This window comes from Brevundimonas balnearis (genome assembly GCF_042434805.1).
Lineage (GTDB): Bacteria > Pseudomonadota > Alphaproteobacteria > Caulobacterales > Caulobacteraceae > Brevundimonas > Brevundimonas balnearis.
Genome location: NZ_JBHLSW010000005.1, coordinates 125,630 through 142,281 on the forward strand (window position 1 = coordinate 125,630; position 16,652 = coordinate 142,281).

The 16,652-nt window shown below is 71.1% G+C and carries 16 protein-coding genes; 11 read left to right on the forward strand and 5 right to left on the reverse strand.

Features of this window, described 5'->3' with window-relative positions; translation table 11 throughout:
* Nucleotides 1-99: 99 nt before the first annotated feature.
* A complete protein-coding gene (locus tag ACFFGE_RS07745; RefSeq protein WP_376835739.1) occupies nucleotides 100-1,176 on the reverse strand; it encodes a phosphotransferase family protein in 1,077 nt (358 codons plus the stop codon).
* Nucleotides 1,173-2,678 carry a glycerol kinase GlpK gene (glpK, locus tag ACFFGE_RS07750; protein ID WP_376835740.1) on the reverse strand — a complete coding sequence of 502 codons (1,506 nt, stop codon included), beginning with the start codon at nucleotides 2,676-2,678 and terminating at the stop codon, nucleotides 1,173-1,175. The genes ACFFGE_RS07745 and glpK overlap by 4 nt, the downstream gene beginning before the upstream one ends.
* Nucleotides 2,679-2,722: 44 nt before the next feature.
* Between glpK and ACFFGE_RS07755 the strand changes: the two genes are divergently transcribed.
* Complete coding sequence (locus ACFFGE_RS07755) at nucleotides 2,723-3,709, forward strand: threonine ammonia-lyase (protein ID WP_376835741.1); 987 nt, start codon at nucleotides 2,723-2,725, stop codon at nucleotides 3,707-3,709.
* The gene (locus ACFFGE_RS07760) at nucleotides 3,706-4,161 is read left to right on the forward strand and encodes a MaoC family dehydratase (RefSeq protein ID WP_376835742.1); all 456 of its coding nucleotides are present in this window, start codon (nucleotides 3,706-3,708) and stop codon (nucleotides 4,159-4,161) included. Before ACFFGE_RS07755 ends, ACFFGE_RS07760 begins: the two co-directional genes overlap by 4 nt.
* Nucleotides 4,162-4,301: 140 nt before the next feature.
* On the opposite strand, the gene ACFFGE_RS07765 is transcribed toward ACFFGE_RS07760, so the two are convergent.
* Entirely contained in the window at nucleotides 4,302-5,564 is a 1,263-nt protein-coding gene (locus ACFFGE_RS07765) for a UbiH/UbiF/VisC/COQ6 family ubiquinone biosynthesis hydroxylase (protein WP_376835743.1), read from the reverse strand.
* A 17-nt stretch (nucleotides 5,565-5,581) separates the two neighbouring features.
* Nucleotides 5,582-6,346, reverse strand: a complete 765-nt coding sequence (locus tag ACFFGE_RS07770; RefSeq protein WP_376835744.1) for an alpha/beta fold hydrolase — start codon at nucleotides 6,344-6,346, stop codon at nucleotides 5,582-5,584.
* Between the two features lie 44 nt (nucleotides 6,347-6,390).
* On the opposite strand from ACFFGE_RS07770, the gene ACFFGE_RS07775 reads away from it, so the two are divergent.
* Together ACFFGE_RS07775 and infC are read left to right on the forward strand one after the other, a co-directional pair.
* The gene (locus ACFFGE_RS07775) at nucleotides 6,391-7,347 is read left to right on the forward strand and encodes a glycosyltransferase family 9 protein (protein WP_376835745.1); all 957 of its coding nucleotides are present in this window, start codon (nucleotides 6,391-6,393) and stop codon (nucleotides 7,345-7,347) included.
* A 144-nt stretch (nucleotides 7,348-7,491) separates the two neighbouring features.
* Nucleotides 7,492-8,013 carry a translation initiation factor IF-3 gene (infC, locus tag ACFFGE_RS07780; RefSeq protein ID WP_376835746.1) on the forward strand — a complete coding sequence of 174 codons (522 nt, stop codon included), beginning with the start codon at nucleotides 7,492-7,494 and terminating at the stop codon, nucleotides 8,011-8,013.
* 7 nt (nucleotides 8,014-8,020) lie between these two features.
* Here infC and ACFFGE_RS07785 read toward each other — a convergent pair whose 3' ends face one another.
* A complete protein-coding gene (locus ACFFGE_RS07785) occupies nucleotides 8,021-9,631 on the reverse strand; it encodes an ATP-binding protein (RefSeq protein WP_376835747.1) in 1,611 nt (536 codons plus the stop codon).
* Between the two features lie 174 nt (nucleotides 9,632-9,805).
* On the opposite strand from ACFFGE_RS07785, the gene ACFFGE_RS07790 reads away from it, so the two are divergent.
* The 7 genes from ACFFGE_RS07790 to ACFFGE_RS07820 all read left to right on the forward strand — a co-directional run bounded on the left by ACFFGE_RS07790 (nucleotide 9,806) and on the right by ACFFGE_RS07820 (nucleotide 16,576).
* Nucleotides 9,806-11,068 (forward strand): MFS transporter, encoded by a 1,263-nt coding sequence (locus ACFFGE_RS07790; protein ID WP_376835748.1) that lies wholly within the window; start codon nucleotides 9,806-9,808, stop codon nucleotides 11,066-11,068.
* Between the two features lie 111 nt (nucleotides 11,069-11,179).
* Nucleotides 11,180-11,377, forward strand: coding sequence for a 50S ribosomal protein L35 (gene rpmI / locus ACFFGE_RS07795; protein ID WP_376835749.1), 198 nt, complete (start codon nucleotides 11,180-11,182; stop codon nucleotides 11,375-11,377).
* A gap of 109 nt (nucleotides 11,378-11,486) precedes the next feature.
* On the forward strand, nucleotides 11,487-11,840 hold the full coding sequence (gene rplT / locus ACFFGE_RS07800) for a 50S ribosomal protein L20 (protein WP_376835750.1): 354 nt from the start codon (nucleotides 11,487-11,489) through the stop codon (nucleotides 11,838-11,840).
* 88 nt (nucleotides 11,841-11,928) lie between these two features.
* Nucleotides 11,929-13,044 carry a phenylalanine--tRNA ligase subunit alpha gene (gene pheS, locus ACFFGE_RS07805; protein WP_376835751.1) on the forward strand — a complete coding sequence of 372 codons (1,116 nt, stop codon included), beginning with the start codon at nucleotides 11,929-11,931 and terminating at the stop codon, nucleotides 13,042-13,044.
* 8 nt (nucleotides 13,045-13,052) lie between these two features.
* Nucleotides 13,053-13,442: a hypothetical protein gene (locus ACFFGE_RS07810; protein WP_376835752.1), complete on the forward strand. Its 390-nt coding sequence runs from the start codon at nucleotides 13,053-13,055 to the stop codon at nucleotides 13,440-13,442.
* Nucleotides 13,439-15,850, forward strand: a complete 2,412-nt coding sequence (gene pheT / locus ACFFGE_RS07815) for a phenylalanine--tRNA ligase subunit beta (protein ID WP_376835753.1) — start codon at nucleotides 13,439-13,441, stop codon at nucleotides 15,848-15,850. The genes ACFFGE_RS07810 and pheT overlap by 4 nt, the downstream gene beginning before the upstream one ends.
* A gap of 117 nt (nucleotides 15,851-15,967) precedes the next feature.
* Nucleotides 15,968-16,576, forward strand: coding sequence for a DUF1134 domain-containing protein (locus ACFFGE_RS07820; RefSeq protein WP_376835754.1), 609 nt, complete (start codon nucleotides 15,968-15,970; stop codon nucleotides 16,574-16,576).
* Nucleotides 16,577-16,652 lie beyond the last annotated feature (76 nt).

The window sequence follows — 16,652 nt, forward strand, 5'->3', positions numbered from 1 at the left end:
GGGTGTCGGCTCTAGCTTCGCCGCCGCCCGGCGCGCCAATCATCGTTCGGCGACGCTTGCACGGCGTCCATGTGTCAATCCCTCCGCGGGCGGATCAGATCAGGCGCCAGCTTTGCGGGCGAAGGCCCAGGCGGCCTCCGCGAGGGGCAGGGCCTGGGCGGCCATCTGTCGGGCGTGGGCGGAGGTCGCGGTGCCGTCGCGCACCCGCCCGGCGATGCCCTGGCAGATCGCCGCCAGCCGGAACAGGTTGTAGGCGTAGAGCCAGTCGAGGTCGGCGGGGCGAAGGCCGGTCAGGCCGGCGTACAGTTCGACCATCTCCTCGACGCTCGGGATCCCCAGAGCCTCGAGATCGGCCCCCGCGAGGCCGTTCCTGAGGGACGCCGGAATGGCCCAGGCGATCAGGAAGTAGGAAAAGTCCGCCATGGGGTCGCCGAGCGTCGACAGCTCCCAGTCCAGCACGGCTCGGACTTCCGGCGCGTCGGGCGCCAGGATCAGGTTGTCGAGCCGGTAGTCGCCGTGGACCACCCGCGCCGGCCCCTCGGGGGGCAGGGTCTGGGGCAGCCAGTCGATCAGCCGGTCCATGGCCGGGATGGGATCGGTCTCGGACGCCCGGTACTGCTTGGACCAGCGGCCGACCTGGCGGGCGAAGTAGTTGCCGGGCTTGCCGTAGTCCGAAAGGCCCATGGCGGCCGGGTCGTAGGCGTGCAGCTGGGCCAGCGTCCGGACCTGCGCCTCGTAGATGGCGCGGCGCTGGGCGGGTTCGAGCCCGGGAAGCTTGAGGTCCCACAGGACCCGGCCCTCGACCCTGGCCATGACATAGAACATCGAGCCGATGACGGCGTCGTCGGCGCACAGGGCGTAGGGCCGAGCGACGGGGAAGCCCTGGGCATGCAGGGCCGAGATGACCTGGAATTCGCGGTCCACGGCGTGGGCGCTGGCCAGCAGCGTCCCGGGCGGCTTTCGGCGCAGGACGTAGGCGGCGGTCGGGGTCGTGAGTTCGTAGGTCGGGTTGGACTGCCCGCCCTTGAACTGCCGGATCGTCAGGGGGCCGGCGTAGCCGTCGACGTGATCGCGCATCCAGAGGTCGAGGGCGGCGGCGTCCAGCGCATGGCGGGGGTCGACGTCGCGGGTGCCGGAGAAGGCGTCCTGCGGGTCCAGGCTGGGGTCTTGGGTCATGCGGTCTCCGGATCGGCCGCGATCATGGCGGCGCGCACCGCGGCGCGCCAGCCCCTGAGCAGCCGCCCTCGCTCAGCGTCGTCCATGCGTGGGATCCAGCGGGCCGGGGCGGCGTCCTCGCGCGCCTCGAGATCGTCGATCAGGCCCGCCCCGAAGGCGGCGAGACGCGCCGCCCCCAGCGCCGTCATCTCCTGATAGGCCGGCCGCTCGACCACGACCTCGCAGATGTCGGCCACGAACTGCATGGCCCAGGCGTTGGCGGTGACGCCGCCGTCGACCTTAAGCACCGACAGCTGCGGCGCGCCGTCCTGCTTCAGGGCGTCCAGCAGGTCGTGGGTCTGATAGGCCAGGCTCTCCAGCGCCGCGCGGACGAAGTGGGCGGGGCCGGCGTCGCGGGTCAGGCCGGTCAGGGCGCCGCGCGCGTCCGGCGCCCACCAGGGGGCGCCCAGGCCGGTGAAGCCGGGGACCAGATAGACGCCGCCGTTGTCGGGAAGGCTTTTGGCCAAAGCCTCGGACTGGCGGCTCTCGTCGATCACCTTCAGCCCGTCCCGCAGCCACTGGATCGCCGAGCCGGCAGAGAAGATCGAGCCTTCAAGGGCGTAGGCGCGCGCGCCGTCGGCGACATAGCCGAGCGTGCCCAGAAGGCGCGCCGAAGACGGGACCGGGCGATCGCCGACATTGGCCACCAGAAAGGCGCCGGTGCCGTAGGTGATCTTGGCGTCGCCGGCCTTCAGCGCGCCGTGACCGACCAGCGCCGCCTGCTGGTCGCCCGCCGCGCCGGTGACGGGCAAGGCCTTGCCGAAGATCTCGGCGGCGGTGGTCGCCAGCGGTCCGGCGCAAGCGTGGATGCGCGGCAGGGCCGGCTCCGGGACGCCGAACAGCTCGCACAGGTCGCCGCGCCAGGCCAGGGTGTCGAGATCCATCAGGCTGGTGCGCGCGGCGTTGGTGGCGTCGGTGACGTGGGCGCGGCCGCCGCTGAGCCGGTCGATCAGCCAGGCGTCGACGGTGCCCAGCCGGATCTCGCCCCTCGCCGCCCGCGCCCGCGCGCCGGGCACCGCGTCCAGCAACCAGGCGAACTTGGTCGCGGAGAAGTAGGGGTCGAGGATGAGGCCGGTGGCGGCCTGGACCTTCGGTTCATGCCCTGCGGCGGCCAGCGCCCGGGTCGTCTCGGCGGTGCGGCGGTCCTGCCAGACGATCGCCCTGTGCAGGGGTTCGCCGGTCGCAGCGTCCCACACCACGGCCGTCTCTCGCTGGTTGGTCAGACCCATCGCGGCGAAGCGGGCGACGCCCCCGGCCTTGTCGACCACTTCGCGGCAGGTCTGAAGCGCCGCGGCCCAGATTTCGGCGGCGTCGTGCTCGACCCAGCCGGGATGCGGATAGTGCTGGGCCAGCTCGATCTGGCTGACCGCGACCGGGGTCAGGCTTCCCCCGCCGGTCAGGGCGAACGCCACCGCCCGGGTCGAGGTCGTGCCCTGGTCGAGGCTGAGGATCAGCGGGTCCATTGCGGCACTCTACGCAAAGCGCCGCGGTCAGGTTAAGGGGCCTCATGCGCACTCCCTCCTTCGACGGCGTTCTCGACGCCGCCCGTCAGATCGCCCCGGTCGCCGTCCGCACGCCGCTGATCGAGCACCCGGCGCTGAACGAACGCCTCGGCGGCCGGGTGCTGTTGAAGTGCGAGACCTTCCAGGTGGCCGGGGCCTTCAAGTTCCGGGGCGCCTACAACCGTATCAGCAGGCTTAGCCCAGATGAGCTGAAGCGCGGGGTGGTGGCCTATTCCTCCGGCAATCACGCCCAGGCCGTGGCCCGGGCGGCCCAGCTGATGGGGACCCGCGCCCTGATCGTCATGCCGGCCGACAGCCCGAAGGTGAAGGTCGAGGGCGTGCTGGGCTTCGGCGGCGAGGTGCGCAGCTACGACCGCTATCGGGAGAGTCGCGAGGCCATCGGGGCCGAGATCGCGCGTGAGCGAGGCTCGGTGCTGGTCAAGCCGTTCGACGACCCCTTCATCATCGAGGGCCAGGGTACGGCGGGGCTCGAGATCACCGAACAGGCGGACGCGCCCGCCGATCAGCTGGTGTGCGGCGCCTCGGGCGGGGGGCTGATCGCCGGCATCAACCTGGCCATGGCGGCGCGCTGGCCCGACACTCGGGTGATCGGGGTGGAGCCCGCCGGCTACGACGACACCCGCCGGTCGCTGGCGGCGGGCGAGCGCATGACCCACCCGCCGGCCTCGGGACCGACCATCTGCGACGCCCTGATGACCGATCGGCCGGGCGAGCTGACGTTTCCGATCAACCGTCGACTGGACCGGGTCGAGACCGTCACCGACGACGAGGCGGCCGAGGCGGTCCGCTTCGCCTTCCGTCAATTGAAGCTGGTGGTCGAGCCCGGCGGGGCGGTGTCCCTGGCGGCGCTGCTGGCGGGCAAGGTCCAGGCGAAGGGGCTGACGACGGTCGCGGTGCTGTCGGGCGGCAACATTGATCCGGCGCTGTTTTCGGCCATCATCGAAGACCGCTTCCCCGGGAGAGCCGCATGACCAGACCGTCCGACCTGTCGTCCCTGATCGGCCAGGAGGTCGGCGTCAGCCGCTGGATCGAGGTGGACCAGGCGCGCATCGACGCCTTCGCCGACATCACCGAGGACCGCCAGTTCATCCACATCGACCCGGAGGCCGCGAAGGCGACCCCGTTCGGCGGCACGATCGCCCACGGCTTCCTGACGCTGAGCCTCGCGTCGGCCATGTCGTACGACGCGGTCAAGCCGCTGGAGGGCGTGGTGATGGGCGTCAACTACGGCTTCGACAAGCTGCGGTTCCTCGCGCCGGTGCCGGCCGGATCGCGGGTGCGGGGGCGGTTCAAGCTGCTCTCGGCCGAGGACAAGGGCGGCGGGCGCTGGCTCCTGAAGCACGAACTCACCGTCGAGATCGAGGGCGCCGACAAGCCCGCCCTGATCGCCGAATGGCTGGGCATGCAGATGGTCGGCGGCTGACCTTCGCTCCTCCTCCATCCTGATGGGGGAGGGGGACCGCCCGAAGAGTGGTGGAGGGGGCGAGTTCAAGCACCGGCGCTCTCGGTCGCCCCCTCCACCGCTTCGCGGTCCCCCTCCCCCGCTCGCGGGGGAGGAGAGGGCTAAACCGGCTCCCCGCGCAGCAGTTTCGGCAGGTCGCCGGCGCCGCCGCCCGCCTCCTGCATGAAGGCGCGTCTGAGCGGGGCGATGCGGTTGACCGCCGCCATGCCGAGGTCGCGGGCCAGCCGGATCGGCGCCAGGTCGTTCGAGAACAGCCGCACGAATCCGTCGAAGCCGGCCGTCAGCGCCACATTGTCGAACCGGCGCCACCGCGCATAGCGGTCGAGCACGGCTTCCGAGCCCAGGTCCTCGCCGCGCCGGGCGGCCTCGACCAGAACCTCGGTCAGCGCCGCCACATCCTTCAGCCCCATGTTGAGCCCCTGGCCCGCCACCGGATGCACCCCGTGGGCGGAGTCCCCGACCAGGGCGACGCGGGGCGCGGTCAGCGCCTCGGCCAGTTCGAGCGCCAACGGATAGACGAAGCGCGGCCCCTCGATCGTGACCTCGCCCAGGAACTCGCCGAAGCGGCGGCGCAGGTGGGACAGGAAGGCGGCGTCGGACGCGTCCCGCAGCGCCTCGGCCCGACGCGTCGACTCGGTCCAGACGAGGCTGGCGCGGCGCTCGGTCAAGGGCAGGATGGCGAAGGGCCCGTCCGGCAGAAAGTACTCGTGCGCCACGTTGCCGTGATCCCGCTCCAGCCGCACCGTGGCCACCACCCCGCTCTGGCGGTAACGCCATGCGACGGCCCCGATCCCCGCGGCCTGACGCACCCGCGAGCCGCGCCCGTCGGCGGCGACCACCAGCGGGGCCTGGATCCCCGTCCCGTCCTGAAGTCGCGCGCGCACGCCGTCGCGCTCGATCCCGAGATCGTCGGTCCGCACGGGCGCCAGCAGGGCCACGCCGTCGCGCTTCAGCGCCTCGGCCTGGGCCAGGCGGATGCGCCGGTTCTCGACCAGATAACCCAGCGGCTCGCCCTGGGTGCGCTCGGCGATCTCATCGGCGTCGAACCGCAGGAAGGCGGGCGACGGCGGGGGCGATGCGGCCCCGGGACGTCGGCCATCGGTCACCAGGATGCGGTCCATGCGGCAGGCGTGAGGCTCCAGCGCCTCGCCCATGCCCAGCGCCTTCAACATGCGGAAGGTGGAGAAGGCGATGGCGGTCGCGCGGCCGTCGTAGGTCGGGGCCAGGCGCTCGGCCGGCGCCTGGGCGTCGACCACCAGCGGCTCCAGCCCGTGCCGCTTGAGCGCCAGCGCCAGGGTCGCGCCGGCCAACCCGCCGCCGACGATCAGCACATCGGGACGAAGGGGCGCGGAGGGCTCGGTCATGGCCGCTTCATCGCGCCCTAGGCCGGGCTCGTCCAGCGCTGACGGCGTCGCATGGCCTCGACCGCCGCGATCAGCCGCGCGATCTGAGGCGGGTCGGACAGCCGGTGGTCGCCGTGCTCGATCCGCTCAAGGGTGACGTCCGCGCCGGTCAGCCGCTCGATCAACTCGACCTGATGGCGCCACGGCACGACGTCGTCGCGCAGACCCTGCAGGATGTGGGCGGGCGCCTCGAGCCGGATCGGCCGGTCCAGCAGCAGCCAGTCGCGCGCCTCCTCGAAGAAGCGCCGGGTCAGCACATAGTCGCCCAGCCCTGGGTCGGCGATCGTCGCCTGGCCGTCGCGCAGGATGGCCTGGCGCTCGTGATCCTGAAGCGAGGGCCACATCAGTCGTTCGGTGAAGTCCTGCGCGGGGTTGATCAGCACGAGGCCGGCGACCGCCTGCGGCCGGGCCAGGGCGGCGTGCAGCGCCACCCAGCCGCCCATGGACGACCCGACCGGGATCACCGGGCCGCCGATGTGGTCGATCAGGGCCAGGGCGTCCTCGCGCCAGCGGCCGATCGTGGCGTCCGTCCAGGCGCCCGAGCTCTGGCCGTGGGCGAAGTGGTCGTAGCGGACATAGGCCCAGTCCCGCTCGCGCGCGGCGGCGTCCAAAGCCAGGGCCTTGGTCCCCTCCATGTCCGAGCGGAACCCTCCGATCCACAGGACCGTCGGCCCGGCGCCTTCGACACGGCGATAGGCGAGGGCGTGGCCGCCCTGGGTGTCCAGCCGTTCGATCGCGTCCATGTCGCCCTCTCGCGCAAAGCCTCCGCGCCTGATAGCCAAACCGGATGGCCGACGGAAACGCCCCCCAAGTCCTGTTCGTCACCTCCAACCGCATCGGCGACTGCGTGATCTCGTCCGGCGTGATCCGCGAGATCGCGCGGCAGGTTGCGGGCGCGGAGATCACCGTGGCGTGCGGGCGGCCGCCCGCGCCCTTCTTCCGTTCGGCGCCGGGGGTGGTGAAGGTCATCCCGCTCGACAAGAAAAAGCTGTCCGGCCACTGGCTGGACCTGTGGCGACAGGCGCGGGCGACCCGCTGGGAGATGGTCGTCGACATCCGGGGCTCGGGCCTGGCCTGGCTGCTGAACGCGCGCCGCCGGATCGTCTATTCGCGAAAGCTCGAGACGGGCCTGAGAAAGGTCCAGATGGTCTCGGCCATGATGGGCGCGGACCGCGACCTGGATCCGGAGATCTTCCTCGATGACCGCGCGCGCTCCGAGGCGGCCGCCGTCATCGATCCGCAACTGGCGGGAGGCGCCGGGTCGGGACCGATCCTCGCCCTGGCGCCCATCGCCCACCAGCCCGGCAAGAGCTGGCCGGCCGATCGGTGGGGGGCGCTGGTCGAGCGGCTGAAGGTCGAGCCGCGCTTCGACGGCTGGCGCTTCATGGCCGTGGGCGGGCCGGGCGATCGGCCGCCGGCGACGCCGGCGCTTGAGGCGGCCGGGCCGCGCGGGATCGATTTCGTCGGCAAGGGGGACATCCTGGCCTCGGCCGCCGCCATCGACCGGGCGGACCTGTTCGTCGGCAACGACTCCGGGCTGATGCATGTCTCGGCGGCGCTGGGACGACCGACGCTGGGCCTGTTCGGCCCGACGGAATGGTGGCTCTACGGCCCCTGGGGCCCGAGGACGGCGACGGTCGCCTCCAATGAGACGCGCGGTCAGTTCGCGCCGATCGAGGACCTGACGGTGCAGCACGTCTTCGAGGCCGTGATCCGGCTGCACGACGCGCACATTCGCCGCTGATCCGCCCTGCCGCCTTGAAATCACGGGCCGCGGCGGGCATATCTGACGCCTTGGGAGGGACCGTGCGCAGGCGCGCGGTTTCGCTCGCCCGACGACGACACCCTTCATCGACCACATAAGGAAACGACGCCCATTCGCCGTCCCATGCAAGCGCCGCCCGTCAAGGACGGTCCGCGCACGAACCAGGAAATCCGCGCCGCCCGCGTTCTGCTGATCGATCAGAACGGCGAGAAGCAGGGCGTCATGCCCATCTCCGCCGCGCTGGAGGCCGCCGAGGAAGCCGGCATGGACCTGGTCGAGATCGTCGCCACCGCCGATCCGCCCGTCTGCAAGATCCTGGACTACGGCAAGTTCCGGTTCCAGGAGCAGAAGAAGAAGGCCGAGGCGCGCAAGCGGCAGAAGGTCGTCGAGCTGAAGGAGATCAAGCTCCGGCCCAACATCGACACCCACGACTACGAGGTGAAGGCCAAGGCCATGCACCGGTTCTTCGAGGAGGGCGACAAGGTCAAGGTGACCCTGCGCTTCCGGGGTCGTGAAATGGCGCACCCCGAGCTGGGCATGAAGCTGCTCAACAAGGTTCAGGCCGACTTCGACGAGGTCGCCAAGGTCGAGTACGCCCCCCGCATGGAGGGCCGCCAGATGATCATGATCCTGGCGCCGAAGTAGGCTTCGATCAGGCCGCCATGACGGCGTCCGGCTCGGCCGTCGACAAAACCCGACGCATCGCGTCCAGCAGGGCGTCGGGGCGGATCGGCTTCTCCACCACCGCCGCCATGCCCGCCGCGCGATAGACCTCGGCGTCGCGCGGATCGGCGTTCGCGGTCAGGGCGATGATCGGCGGATCGCGGTCGAGCCCCGGCGTCGCCCGGATCGCGGCGGTGGCCTGCAGCCCGTCCATCACCGGCATCTTGATGTCCATCAGGACGAGATCGAAGCGCTCCTGCTGAACCGCCCGCACGGCCTGGGCTCCGTCCTCAACGGCGGCGTGGGTGCAGCCGAAGGTCTCCAAGAGCTTGCCGGCCACGAAGCGGTTGGTGGCGTTGTCGTCCGCGATCAGGACGTGCAGCGTCTCATGCGGCGTCGGCGGCGCGATCTCGGCCTCGGCGGCGGCGATGTCCGGATCGGATCGTTCCAGCGGCAGCTCGAACCAGAAGCGCGCGCCCCCGCCGGCGCCCGTCTCCAGTCCGATCACCCCGCCCATGCGGTCCACGATCTGACGACAGATGGCGAGGCCCAGACCGGCGCCGGCGCCCTCGCGGCCCGCCTGTCCGGTGTTGAACGGCTCGAAGATGGTGGCGGCGGCGCTCTCCGGCACGCCGGGCCCGGTGTCCTCGACCTCGGCCCGCAGGCGCAGGGGATCGCCCGCGCCGGAGCCGGTCAGGCGCACGGTCACCCGCCCGCCGACGGGCGTGAACTTCAGGGCGTTGCCGATCAGGTTGTTGAGCACCTGCTTCATCCGCATGCCGTCGGCGCGAACCCAGGCGGTCTCCACCTCGGACGCGTCGACCTCCAGCCGAATGGCGCGCTCCTCGGCGCGAGGTCGCCACAGCATCTCGACGTCGCGGGCCAGGCCCGAAAGGCGGAGCGATTGGGGCTCCAGGGTCAAGAGGCCCGCTTCGGCGCGCGACATGTCCAGCGCGTCGGTCAACAGGCGCAGCAGCGTGCGCCCGGAGTCCAGGATCGTCGCGACATAGGGCTTGAGCTCGGGCTGCTCGAGCTTGCGGTCGATCAGTTCCGCGACGCCCAGCACCCCGTTGAGCGGCGTGCGGATCTCGTGGCTCATGACCGCCAGGAACTCGGACTTGGCCCGGCTGGAGGCGCGCGCCTCGGCCTCGGCGCGCGACAGGTCGGCGGCGAGCGCGGTCATCTGATCCGCGCGCTGGCGATAGAGGGCCGATCCGGCCTGCATCAGGTGAAGCGCCGTGCCGACGCCGACGTACCGGCCCTGGTCGGTGACGATGAACCCGCGCAGCAGGGCGCTCATGTTCGCGGCCCCCGCCTGGCGGAAGAAGGCGTCGGCGGGCGTGGAGGCCTCGGCGCGCGGCGCGTCGGCGTCCATCAGGGCCTGAACCGGCCGGCGGGCGTAGAGGGCGCGTCCGTACTCCGCCCCCATCTTGAGAAAGAAGGCGTTGCGTTCGACCAGCCCCAGGGGGCGGCCGTCGCCGTCCACCACGGCCAGGGCGAGGACGTCGGGCTCGGCCTGAAAACGGTCGAAGACCTCGGCGCCCCGGGCGTCCGGAGCGATGGGCTTGATCCGTTCGACGAAGTCACCAATGACGGCCATGGCTGTTCCCGGGGAGAGGACAGCCGCAAGCTGAGCCGGGGCGCTTAAGATCAGCTTGACCCAACATCAAGTTTTTACGACGCAATTTTGGATTTCATTCCGCCTACGGACGGAGCGGATAGGTCGCGGGGCTCGCGGCTTTCCCACAGCCCGGCTTGAGCCTAGAAGCGGCGCATGAGCGCCGCGATATCCGATCAGGCTCCGAATGGCCCGAAGGCGTCCGCGCTCGCAGTGCTGTTCGCCATCGTCTTTCTGAACCTCGTCGGCTTCGGCCTGGTCATTCCGCTCCTGCCGTTCTTCGGCGAGAGCCTGGGCGCCCCGACCTGGCAGGTGACGCTGATGTTCTCGGCCTATTCGCTGGGTCAGTTCTTCGGCGAGCCGATCCTCGGCCGGCTGTCGGACCGGATCGGGCGCAAGCCGGTGCTGATGATCACCCTCCTGGCCAACGCCGTCGGCTATCTTGCGCTGGCCTTCGCGCCCAACATCTGGACTGCGATCGCGATCCGGCTGTTCACGGGCGTGGGCGCCGGCAACATCTCGACGGTCCAGGGTTATGTGGCCGACGTGACCCCGCCGGAGCGGCGGGCGGGGCGCATGGGTCTGATCGGCGCGGCCTTCGGCGCCGGCTTCATCGTCGGTCCGGGCCTGGGCAGTCTCCTGGCCCGCCCCGAGCTGGGGCGGCTGGGCTACCAGATTCCCATCTTCGCGGCCGCGGGGCTCGCCCTGGCGGCCTTCATCGGCGTCTGGGTCCTGCTGCGCGAGAGTCGCGCCCGCTCGGCCCCGGATGCGAAGCGCCCACCGTTCCTGGCCGGCCTGAAACGGGCGCGGGCCAATCCGGTGGTGTCGAGGGTGCTGCTCGTCACCCTGATCTACATGGCGGGCTTCTCGGGCATGGAATCGACGTTCGGTTTCTGGACCGCCGCCCGATATGGCTGGGACGCGCGCGAGGTCGGGCTGGCCTTCATGGTCGTCGGCGTCGTCTCGGTGGTCACGCAGGGGGTTCTCGCCGGGCGGCTGGCCAGGGTGTTCGGCGAAAGCCGGGTGCTGGCGTTCGGCTGTCTGACCTTCGGGACCGGGCTGGTGCTTCAGGTGCTGTCGCCGACGGAGGCGCTGGTGGTGGTCTTCATGGGTCTGGGGGCCTTCGGCATGGCGATGACCATGCCCAACATCTCCGCCATGATCAGCCGGGCCACCTCGCCGGACGAACAGGGGGCGATGCTGGGCCTGAACATGGCCGCGAGCTCCTCGGCGCGCATTCTCGGCCCCATCGCGGCGGGCGCCGTCTTCTCCGGCGTCGGCCACGACTGGCCCTTCCTGATCGGCGCCGCCTTCACCGTGCCGGCGGCCGTCATGGCCATCAACGCCGGGCGGGTGGCGCGCCGGATCGAGGCGGAAGCGTCGGCCGCATCGCCGGCCGACTTGCCTTCGCGGGCCTGATCGCTTAGAAGCCGCGCCTTCGCGTAACCGGACCGCCGGGCGAACAGGCATGCCTGGGCGGTCCTCAGAACCGGCGGCGGGTCCGTCCCGCCGACTGAAAAGGAACGGAAAATGCCGAAACTGAAGACGAAGTCGGGCGCCAAGAAGCGCTTCAAACTGACGGCGACTGGAAAGGTGAAGGCCGGCGTGGCGGGCAAGCGCCACCGCCTGATCAGCCACAACGCCAAGTACATCCGCCAGAACCGCGGCACCTCGGTGATGAGCGACGCGGACGCCAAGAAGATCAAGTCCTACATGCCCTACGCCTGATCGGCGCGCGGCAGGATCGAACTTCAACCGTCACTCAGTTTGAAATGATCCCCTCAAGCAGCGAGGCCCCGCGGGCCGAGCGGTAGGGGACTTCCGAAGGAAAAACATCATGGCTCGCGTCAAACGGGGGGTCACCTCCCACGCCAAGCACAAGAAGGTTCTGGAGCAGGCCAAGGGCTTCCACGGCCGCCGCAAGAACACCATCCGCGCCGCCAAGGCCGCGGTGGACAAGGCCGGTCAGTACGCCTACCGCGACCGCCGCAACAAGAAGCGCTCGTTCCGCGCCCTGTGGATCCAGCGTATCAACGCCGCGGCCCGCGCCGAGGGCTTCACCTACAGCCAGTTCATCAACGGCCTGAACAAGGCCGGCGTGATGCTTGACCGCAAGGTGCTGGCCGCCATCGCCGCCGACCCGACCGGCTTCAAGGCCGTCGCCGACAAGGTCCGCGCGGCCCTGGCTTAAGTATTCCGACACTCGGAACGCCCAAAAGCCCCCCGGCCAGCGCCGGGGGGCTTTTTGCTTTCATCCCCAGCCGCTAGACGACGCTCCCATGACCGATCTCGCCCAGCTTGAACTCGACCTGATCAACGCCATCGGGGCGGCCGCCACCTCCGCCGAGGTCGAGGCCGTCCGCGTGGCCGCGCTCGGCAAGACGGGCACGATCTCGGGCCTGCTCAAGGGCATGGGCGCGATGAGCCCGGACGAGCGGCGCGAGAAGGGGCCGATGATCAACGGCCTGCGCGATCGGGTCGGCGCCGCCCTGGCGGCTCGCAAGGCCGAGCTGGAGGCCGCCGAGCTGGACGCCAGGCTGCTGGCCGAACGGATCGACCTGACCCTGCCGCCGGCCCCACGCCGTCGAGGCTCGGTTCACCCGACGATGCAGGTGATGGACGAGATCACCGCCCTGTTCGCCGAGATGGGCTTTTCGGTCGCCGAGGGCCCCGACATCGAGGACGACTTCCACAACTTCACGGCGCTGAACTTCCCGCCCAAGCACCCGGCGCGGGAGATGCACGACACCTTCTTCCTCAGACCCGACCCGGAGACGGGCGAGCGCAAGGTGCTGCGGACCCACACCAGCCCGGTGCAGGTCCGGACGATGCGCGTGACGAACGACAAGCCGCCGGCGAGCTGGATCGCGGCGGGCCGGGAGCCGCCGATCCGCATCATCGCGCCGGGCCGGACCTTCCGGAAGGACTCCGACGCCACCCACACGCCGATGTTCCACCAGGTCGAGGGCCTGGTGATCGACCGCGACATCCACATGGGCCACCTGAAGTGGACGCTTCAGACCTTCGTCGCGCGCTTCTTCGAGATGGACGCGATCGACGCCCGCTTCCGGCCGCACCACTTCCCCTTCACCGAGCCGTCCGCCGAGATGGACATCCGCTGCGACCGTTCGGGGGGCACGCTCAGGCTCAACGCGGGCGACGACTGGATGGAGATCCTGGGCTGCGGGATGGTGCATCCGAACGTGCTGCGCGCCTGCGGCCTGGACCCGTCCGAATGGCAGGGGTTCGCCTTCGGCATGGGCGTGGATCGCCTGGCCATGCTGAAGTACGGCATCCCCGACCTGCGCCCCATGTTCGAGGGCGACACGCGGTGGCTCGCCCACTACGGCTTCTCGCCCTTCGCCGCGCCCAACCTGGCCACCGGCCTGAGCTGATCCCGCCCATGACGATCCAACGCCCCGTCACGCCGCCCGACGACCTGTCCGCGACCCTCTTCGAGGATGTGGACATCAGCCTGCCGGAACTGCTGCTCGCCGCCTCGTCCAGCGGAACGCCGCTGATCCAGGGACGCACCTTCCGCCGCTGCCGGCTGCAGGGCCCCGCCATCGTGCTGGTCGGCGAGGACGTGGTCTTCTCGGCCACCAACTTCGGCGACGCGCGCGGAGACATCCGCAATCTGGTGCTCCGGCCGGAAGGGCCGCGCGCGGTCGGCACGGTGCCGGTTCGCGGCTCCACCTTCGAAGGCTGCGAATTCTACGGCGTCGGCTTCACCGGCTCGGACGCCTTCATCAGCGAGGTGCTCGCGCTCGGTCTGGGTGGAGCGCCGCGATGAAGTTCACCCTGTCCTGGCTCAAGGAACACCTCGACACGTCCGCCGAGGTCGACGCCATCGCCGAGGCCATGACCATGGCCGGGCTGGAGGTCGAGGAGGTCCACGATCCGATCGCGGCGCTGGCGCCCTTCACGGTGGCGAGGATCCTCTCGGCCGAGCGCCACCCGAACGCCGACCGGCTGCAGGTCTGTCAGGTCGAGACCGTCGACGGCATGAAGGAGATCGTCTGCGGCGCCCCGAACGCCCGCGCGGGCCTGACCACCATCTATGCGCCCATCGGCGCCTATGTGCCGGGCCTCGGCGTGACCCTGGTCGAGAAGCCCGTGCGCGGCGTGGTGTCGAACGGCATGCTGTGTTCGGCGTCCGAGCTCGAGCTCTCGGACGAGTCCGACGGCATCCTGGAGCTGCCCGACGACCTGCGGGTCGGCACGCCCGCCGCCGGCGTGTTCGGCGCCGAGCCGGTGATCGACTTCGAGGTGACGCCGAACCGGCCCGACTGGCTGGGCGTCGCGGGGATCGCGCGGGACCTGGCCGCCGCGGGCGTCGGACGGCTGACCACGCCGGAGATCACGGCGGTTCCCGGCCGCTATCCGTGCCCGGTGACGGTCCGGCTTGAGGCGCCCGGCCTGTGTCCCGTGTTCGCGGGCCGGGTGATCCGGGGCGTCCGGAACGGCCCGTCGCCGGACTGGCTGAAGCAACGGTTGACGGCAATCGGGCTGCGCTCGATCAACGCCCTGGTCGATGTGACCAATCTGATCTCGTATGACCGGGCGCGGCCGCTGCATGTCTACGACATGGCCAAGCTGGTCGGGACCGAGATCGTCGCGCGGGGCGGGCAGACGGCGAACGATACCGGAGAGCCCGAGCACCTGATCGCGCTGGACGGCAAGACCTATGCGGCGGAGCCGCAGATGTGCGTCATCGCCGACGCGGCGGGCGAGCGGCCGATCGGCCTGGGCGGCGTCATGGGCGGGGAGTCCACCGGCTGCGACGAGGCCACGACCGACGTCTTCATCGAGAGCGCCTGGTTCGACCCGCTGGCGACGGCCCAGACCGGGCGCGACCTCGGCATCCATTCCGACGCCCAGTACCGCTTCGCGCGCGGGGTCGATCCGGCGTCGGTGATCCCTGGGCTGGAGCTGGCGACGAAGCTGATCCTGGAGCTCTGCGGCGGCGCGCCGTCGGAGATCACGGTGGCGGGTCAGGCGCCGGCGGACCCGACGGCGTTCGATTTCGACCCGGCGATCGTGAAGCGGCTGTCGGGGCTGGAGCTTTCGGACGGCCGGATCGGCGAGATCCTGACCGCGCTGGGCTTCCAGGTGGCGACCGGCTCCCCCTGGAGGGTGACGCCGCCGTCCTTCCGCCGCGACGTGGAGGGGCCGGCTGATCTGGTGGAGGAGGTCGCCCGCATCGCCGGCTACCACGCCCTCCCGTCCACGCCGCTGCCCGACGCACCCCGCCCGCCGAGGGGCGTGCTCAGCGCCCGTCAGGCCCGCATGCGCACCGCCCGTCGGGCGCTGGCGGCGCAAGGGTTCCAGGAGGCGGTCACCTGGTCCTTCACGGCCCAGGCCACGGCCGAGCTGTTCGGCGGCGGCGCCGAGGCGCTGAGGCTCGAGAACCCGATCGCGTCGGACCTGGACTGCATGCGGCCCTCGATCCTGCCGAACCTGATCCAGGCGGCGGCTCGGAACGCCGCGCGCGGCCACGCCGACGCGGCCCTGTTCGAGATCGGCCCCATCTATCTCGGCGACCGGCCGCAGGATCAGCGCACGACCATCACCGCCCTGATCGCGCCGCACGCGCCGCGTCACTGGTCGGGCGCGGGCGAGCACCCGCTGTTCGCCCTGAAGGCCGAGCTCTACGCGCTTCTGGAGACGCTGGGCGCGCCGGTCGGGTCGCTGCAGCTGGTCGAGGGCCAGAACCGCGACTGGTGGCGGCCCGGTCAGTCGGCGCGCCTGCAGCTCGGCCCGAAGACCGTCGTCGCCGAGTTCGGGGCGCTGCATCCGCGGACGCTGAAGGCGCTGGACGCGTCGGCGCCCATGCTGGCCTTCGAGATCGATCTGGACGCCATCCCCGAGCCGCGCGCCGGAAAGGGCGGCAAGGCCCGTCCGGCGCTGGACCTGCCGAACCTGATGCCGCTCACCCGCGACTTCGCCTTCCTGATCGACGCGGCGAAACCGGCCGCCGAGCTGGTCCGGGCGGTCGCCGCCGCCGACAAGGCGCTGATCGAGGACGTGCGGGTGTTCGACGTCTATCGGGGCCAGGGCGTGCCGGACGGTCAGGTCTCGCTCGCGCTCGAGGTCGTGATCCAGCCGCGCGAGGCGACCCTGACCGATGCGGAGATCGAGGCGCTGACCGGCAAGATCACCGCGGCGGCGGCGAAGGTCGGGGCGACGCTCAGAGGCTGACGTCCGGCGCGCGGCCGTAAGGTCCGGTTAACCCTATGGTCCCAAGGCTGCCGCAAAGGCGGCGGAGGCTCTCGGCCGTCCTCCTCGCGCCCAGGTCGCCGTCCCAAAGGTCCCGCCATGCACCGTCGCCAGCTGATCCTGACCGGCCTCGCCGCCGGCCCCGCCTTCGCCATGGGGGCGTGCGCCAGCCGCCCGGCGCAGGACCCCAACTATCCGATCTCCTCGGATCGCACCGCCCCCGCCTACACCGCCGATGAACTGATCGCCGCCGGTTCGCGCGAGCTCGGCATCGCGGCGGAGGCCGTGGGCGGCGCCATCGAGCGCATCTTCGCCGACCAGGGCGACCGGCCGACCGCCTATATCGCCGGCGAGGAAGCCTCCGGCGCCGCGGTGATCGGGGCCCGCTACGGCCGCGGCGCCCTGCACATGAAGGACCTCAGCGCCTCGCAGGAGGTGTTCTGGCAAGGCGCCTCGGTGGGCTGGGACATCGGCGGGAACGCGTCGCGCGTCTTCACCCTGGTCTACGGCCTGTACCATCCGGACATGATCTACCGCCGCTACCCCGGCGTGGAGGGCTCGGCCTATCTGGTGGCGGGCCTGGGCGTGAACTACCAGCAGGCCGACGGCATCATCCTGGCGCCCATCCGCACCGGCGTGGGCCTCCGGCTCGGCGCCAACGTGGGCACCATGAGCTACAGCCGCCAGCGGAACCTGCTTCCGTTCTGATCACTGTGTGAAGAGTCCTGGTGAGCGAGGGGTGAGCCGCTGAGCCATCGCCTGCGCACGCCCTGCTCACCCCATG

Excerpts from the sequence above, each read along its gene's own strand:
- pheS (WP_376835751.1), top strand. The coding sequence starts at position 11,929 with ATGACCGATCTCGCCCAGCTTGAACTCGACCTGATCAACGCCATCGGG.
- ACFFGE_RS07765 (WP_376835743.1), bottom strand. The coding sequence starts at position 5,564 with ATGACCGAGCCCTCCGCGCCCCTTCGTCCCGATGTGCTGATCGTCGGC.
- ACFFGE_RS07785 (WP_376835747.1), bottom strand. The coding sequence starts at position 9,631 with ATGGCCGTCATTGGTGACTTCGTCGAACGGATCAAGCCCATCGCTCCG.
- pheT (WP_376835753.1), top strand. The coding sequence starts at position 13,439 with ATGAAGTTCACCCTGTCCTGGCTCAAGGAACACCTCGACACGTCCGCC.
- rpmI (WP_376835749.1), top strand. The coding sequence starts at position 11,180 with ATGCCGAAACTGAAGACGAAGTCGGGCGCCAAGAAGCGCTTCAAACTG.
- ACFFGE_RS07745 (WP_376835739.1), bottom strand. The coding sequence starts at position 1,176 with ATGACCCAAGACCCCAGCCTGGACCCGCAGGACGCCTTCTCCGGCACC.
- ACFFGE_RS07810 (WP_376835752.1), top strand. The coding sequence starts at position 13,053 with ATGACGATCCAACGCCCCGTCACGCCGCCCGACGACCTGTCCGCGACC.
- ACFFGE_RS07820 (WP_376835754.1), top strand. The coding sequence starts at position 15,968 with ATGCACCGTCGCCAGCTGATCCTGACCGGCCTCGCCGCCGGCCCCGCC.
- ACFFGE_RS07770 (WP_376835744.1), bottom strand. The coding sequence starts at position 6,346 with ATGGACGCGATCGAACGGCTGGACACCCAGGGCGGCCACGCCCTCGCC.
- infC (WP_376835746.1), top strand. The coding sequence starts at position 7,492 with ATGCAAGCGCCGCCCGTCAAGGACGGTCCGCGCACGAACCAGGAAATC.
- ACFFGE_RS07755 (WP_376835741.1), top strand. The coding sequence starts at position 2,723 with ATGCGCACTCCCTCCTTCGACGGCGTTCTCGACGCCGCCCGTCAGATC.
- ACFFGE_RS07760 (WP_376835742.1), top strand. The coding sequence starts at position 3,706 with ATGACCAGACCGTCCGACCTGTCGTCCCTGATCGGCCAGGAGGTCGGC.
- glpK (WP_376835740.1), bottom strand. The coding sequence starts at position 2,678 with ATGGACCCGCTGATCCTCAGCCTCGACCAGGGCACGACCTCGACCCGG.
- rplT (WP_376835750.1), top strand. The coding sequence starts at position 11,487 with ATGGCTCGCGTCAAACGGGGGGTCACCTCCCACGCCAAGCACAAGAAG.
- ACFFGE_RS07775 (WP_376835745.1), top strand. The coding sequence starts at position 6,391 with ATGGCCGACGGAAACGCCCCCCAAGTCCTGTTCGTCACCTCCAACCGC.
- ACFFGE_RS07790 (WP_376835748.1), top strand. The coding sequence starts at position 9,806 with ATGAGCGCCGCGATATCCGATCAGGCTCCGAATGGCCCGAAGGCGTCC.